The sequence below is a fragment of the Gordonia sp. (in: high G+C Gram-positive bacteria) genome (assembly GCF_049647785.1).
In the GTDB taxonomy this organism is placed as follows: Bacteria; Actinomycetota; Actinomycetes; order Mycobacteriales; family Mycobacteriaceae; genus Gordonia.
Window position 1 is genome coordinate 1 of sequence record NZ_JBARYI010000076.1, and the last position, 4404, is coordinate 4404.

General features: G+C 63.4%; 3 protein-coding genes. 1 reads left to right on the forward strand and 2 read right to left on the reverse strand.

Annotation, left to right across the window (positions count from 1 at the left end):
- Positions 1 to 263 precede the first annotated feature (263 nt).
- Positions 264 to 1013: a metallophosphoesterase family protein gene (locus WBA38_RS11725; RefSeq protein WP_424296711.1), complete on the reverse strand. Its 750-nt coding sequence runs from the start codon at positions 1011 to 1013 to the stop codon at positions 264 to 266.
- Between the two features lie 131 nt (positions 1014 to 1144).
- A complete protein-coding gene (locus WBA38_RS11730) occupies positions 1145 to 2362 on the reverse strand; it encodes a GAF domain-containing protein (RefSeq protein ID WP_424322765.1) in 1218 nt (405 codons plus the stop codon).
- A gap of 165 nt (positions 2363 to 2527) precedes the next feature.
- Here WBA38_RS11730 and WBA38_RS11735 point away from each other — a divergent pair, with 165 nt between their 5' ends.
- On the forward strand, positions 2528 to 4366 hold the full coding sequence (locus WBA38_RS11735) for an NAD(P)/FAD-dependent oxidoreductase (protein WP_424296715.1): 1839 nt from the start codon (positions 2528 to 2530) through the stop codon (positions 4364 to 4366).
- Positions 4367 to 4404 lie beyond the last annotated feature (38 nt).

Sequence of the window (4404 nt, forward strand, 5' to 3'; positions counted from 1 at the left end):
AAGCACGCTTACCGCATGGCCCGCCGGGCAGCGAACCGCCGCATCCGCGAGCAGGAGGCAGCCCGGACGTCGCCACAGGAAGGCACTCCGCCGTTCTGACCATGCCCCGACGACACGCCGAACAAGCAGACACGCCGCGAATAGCCCTCGGCGCGCAAAGTCCCGCACCAAGCCAACAACGACTGCCGCACGGCTCGCCGAGTAACGAACCATCGAACCCGGCCGGAAGTGGCGGCTTAAGTCCTAACGCTGAGGTGGGCAGCCTAGTGCGGGACGCTCCTGAAGTGGGTGGTCAGGCGATGATCGTCGTCGATGAGGTGGAAGGCGACGTTTGGGCGCTGAACCGGGTTGACGATCTCGGTGCCTTCGAATGGGAGGCTCAAAGTTGACGCAACACCGCCAACGACCGCGTGCGGGCGGCCAGCAAACATGGTGACCGCAGGTGTGTGGGCATGACCGGTGACGCAACCGACGATGTTCGGGTGCTCACCGATGAACTCGGCGAGCAGCTCGGGATCGAGTTGCCTGCGGTCGTCAATGAACGGGATGCCGACGGCGACGGCGGGATGGTGGAACGAAATGAGAACGTCGGTGTCGAGTCCAGCTTCAGCAATTTGGGTGCGTGCCCAGTCGAGAGTCGGCCGCGACAGGTAACCATCGGAGCGGCCGGGGATCGAAGAGTCGAGCGCCAGCACCAGCAGTCCGGATAAGCGCAGTGCCGAGTTCACCGGCTCGCTGCACTCGGCCCCCTGGATTACCGAAGTGTAGGCGGATCGACTGTCGTGGTTGCCAAGCGTCACGAGGGTGGGGATCTCGGTGGACAGGGTCTCAACCGCTTCGCGGTACTCCTCGGGAAGGCCTTCGTCGGCCAAATCGCCGGTGACCAGGAGGGCATCGATATTGCGCGGCCCACCGCAGCGACCATTGAGGTAATCCATCACCGCTTCCACCCGTTTGCGGTGTTCGGTGCTGCCATCGAAATGGAGATCGCTGATCTGCGCGACGACGAACATGCGACTCCTTTTAAGATATAGGCCGTTTCCTGTTACAGGCTATCGCCGACGACTCATCTCAGCACCAAACGCCCCTCGTATCTGAGGTCAGATCGTGACGGTCGCGGCGCTGTGGCGGCGGGCACGCAATGTTACGACACTACGGTGACACTCGAACTGAAACGATACGGTCCTGTCGCGATCAGGCTGCCGAATTGTTTCCGCAGCCGCGACACTTCCGCCCGCACGGTGACCGAGCGCGCGGGGTCGCCAAAGAGGTGTGCCGACAATTGCGCCGCCGTGAGGCCATCCGGGTGGGCGGCTAGCAACTCGATGATCTGCAAATGCCGGGGTGATGGAGTTACGACCCACGAACCGCGCATCGAATCAACCTGGACGGTCGACGGCCCGTCTTGCTCACGAGAGATGCGGACCGTGACGCCGGTCGAGGAGGTACCAGCCTCGATTGGGCGGAGTAGCCACCCGCCGGGCAGCGGTTCCACATCGCAGAGTCCAATTCCGGAAATGTCTTGCTGTCCTGCACGAAGAGATCGTGGCAATGCGATCCGCGGCCGAGGGGCAAGGCGGTCGATGGCCGCAACCCAGCCGTGCGGGTCGACAGCAACGGCGGGGGCGCCGACCCGGGCCAAGATGGGTGCGGCGACGCTACGGAGAACATCAAGGTGCATGCGGTGCGCGTCGCGAAGTTGGGATTGGGCGAGCCGCGCGACAGAGTCGACGAGCGCCAGGGTAGTTGGGTGGATTGACGAGGCTGGCCCACTCACGTCAACCACACCCAGCACGTCTCCGGATTGAGGATCGCGGATCGGCGCGCCGGTACAAGTCCAAGAGTGGTGTGTGCGGACGAAGTGTTCGGCGGAAAAGATTTGAACGGCCTGTCGGGTCGCGAGCGCCGTTCCGATCGCATTGGTTCCGACGGCTTTCTCCGACCACGAAGCGCCCTCGCTGAAGCCGAGTCTGTCAGCGCGACGAAGTGCTGACGGACCGCCGGACCGCCACAGGACGTGACCGGTTGCGTCGGCGATGACCAAGAGGTTTTCTCCTCCGGAGAGGAGGATGTCGAGGCCGCCGGTGACCGATTCGAGGATGCTTTCGAGCCCCGATTCAACGCGACGCTGCTCGACGGTCGATATCTCGAGAGGAACGACGGGGCGACCATGCTCGGGGTCGACGCCAGCATCGGTCGCCCGCTCCCATGACTCACCGATGACCGAGCGCGGACGCGCAGGCAGTTGCCCGCCTGACCTTGCGGCGTCGTACATGGCATGCAGCACCGCCGCGAACTCGCGGGGATCGTCGCCGCTCGACAGCGCCGGCTCCGGGGAAGTCGGTAGCCCTGCTTGACTCATCCACGTCACCTCCAATCGTGCGCTGCATCACATCCAGTCTTAGCCTCGCGTGGATATCGCTACGGGTCAAGCGGACTGCAACCCTCTGCAACCCTTGTCGTCACAGTCAATGGCGAGTGTGCTGTGAGTCACATGAATAAGACGCGGCAGTGAAAGGACACTCCCATGACGCAGACAATTGATCGTCCGGCCTCGGTGTGCGAACAGACCCCGAACGATCGGGTCGACGCCTGGCTCGAAAGGTTCAACACGGCGTTGGCCTCTGGCGACCCGAGCGCGGTCGCGGACCTGTTTGTCGCCGACTCGTACTGGCGCGACCTCGTCGCCTTCACGTGGAACCTCAAGACCGTCGAAGGGCGAGCGGAAATCATCGACATGCTCGCTGCTCGGCAGCGGGAGACGGCTGCGAATGGGTTTGCCCGCACCGGGGACGCCACCGAGGATGACGGTGTGGCCGCCGCGTTCATAGCGTTCGCGACGGCCGTCGGTCGCGGTGACGGACTGGTCCGCGTTCGCACCGACGACGATGGTGTTGACCGAGCGTGGACGCTGCTCACCACGCTGCAGGAGCTTTCCGACCACGAGGAGCCGCAGGGATTCTCGAGGCCACTCGGCGCGGTTCACGGCAGCGACCCCGACCGACGGTCGTGGGCGGAAAAGCGTGAAGCGGAAGAGGCGGAACTTGGTCGGACTGTCCAGCCCTATGTGCTGGTGATCGGCGGCGGGCAAGGTGGCATCGCCCTCGGTGCACGACTTCGGCAGCTCGGTGTTCCGTCGATCGTCGTCGACAAGCACGACCGCCCCGGTGACCAGTGGCGCGGTCGGTACAAGACCCTCTGCCTGCACGATCCCGTCTGGTACGACCATCTGCCGTACCTGCCGTTCCCGTCGAACTGGCCGGTTTTTGCTCCGAAAGACAAGGTCGGTGACTGGCTGGAGTTCTATACCAAGGTGATGGAGGTGCCCTATTGGAGTCGCACCGAATGCCAGTCCGCCACCTACGACGAAGCGGCTGGACGGTGGACGGTCGAGGTAGTCCGAGACGGCGAGCCCATGACGCTGTACCCAACACAGCTGGTGCTGGCCACCGGCATGTCGGGCAAGGCCAATGTTCCCGAGTTCACCGGGCAAGACGTGTTCGCCGGTGAACAGCACCACTCCAGTCAGCATCCGGGTCCGGACGGCTTTGTCGGTAAGAAGGTCGTGGTCATCGGTGCCAACAACTCCGCGCACGACATTTGCAAGGCGCTCGTCGAATCGGGCATCGACACCACCATGGTGCAGCGGTCCTCGACGCACATTGTGCGGTCGCAGTCGCTGATGGAGATCGGTCTGGGCGCGCTGTACAGCGAGCAGGCGGTGGCCGACGGGATGACCACGAAGAAGGCCGATATGACCTTCGCGTCGTTGCCGTACAAGATCATGCACCAGTTCCAGATTCCCCTGTACGACGAGATCCGTGCTCGCGACAAGGAGTACTACCAGCGCCTTGAGGACGCCGGATTTGACCTCGACTTTGGTGACGACGAGTCGGGCCTGTTCATGAAGTACCTGCGCCGAGGCTCGGGCTATTACATTGACGTCGGCGCATGTGAGCTGGTCGCGAACGGAACCATCAAGTTGGCGAAGGGGGGAGTGGACCATCTGACGGAGACGTCGGTGGTGCTCGACGACGGCACCGAACTGCCAGCTGACGTCGTCGTGTACGCCACGGGCTATGGCTCAATGAACGGCTGGGCAGCGGACCTGATGGGTCAAGAAGTGGCTGACCGGGTCGGCAAAGTATGGGGCTTGGGTTCGGACACCACCAAAGATCCGGGTCCGTGGGAGGGCGAGCAGCGCAATATGTGGAAGCCAACCCAACAGCCGGGGCTTTGGTTCCACGGTGGCAACCTCCACCAGTCGCGTCACTACTCGCTATACCTGGCGCTGCAGCTTAAGGCGCGTTGTGAAGGTATCGAGACGCCGGTTTACGGGCTGCAAGAAGTCCATCACCTGAGCTGACCTGGCAGGTGCATGTCGCTCGTCGGCTACGGCAGTAC

What these genes read in the sequence shown, in the direction of transcription:
- WBA38_RS11725 (WP_424296711.1), bottom strand. Translation starts at nt 1,013, where the DNA reads ATGTTCGTCGTCGCGCAGATCAGCGATCTCCATTTCGATGGCAGCACC.
- WBA38_RS11730 (WP_424322765.1), bottom strand. Translation starts at nt 2,362, where the DNA reads ATGAGTCAAGCAGGGCTACCGACTTCCCCGGAGCCGGCGCTGTCGAGC.
- WBA38_RS11735 (WP_424296715.1), top strand. Translation starts at nt 2,528, where the DNA reads ATGACGCAGACAATTGATCGTCCGGCCTCGGTGTGCGAACAGACCCCG.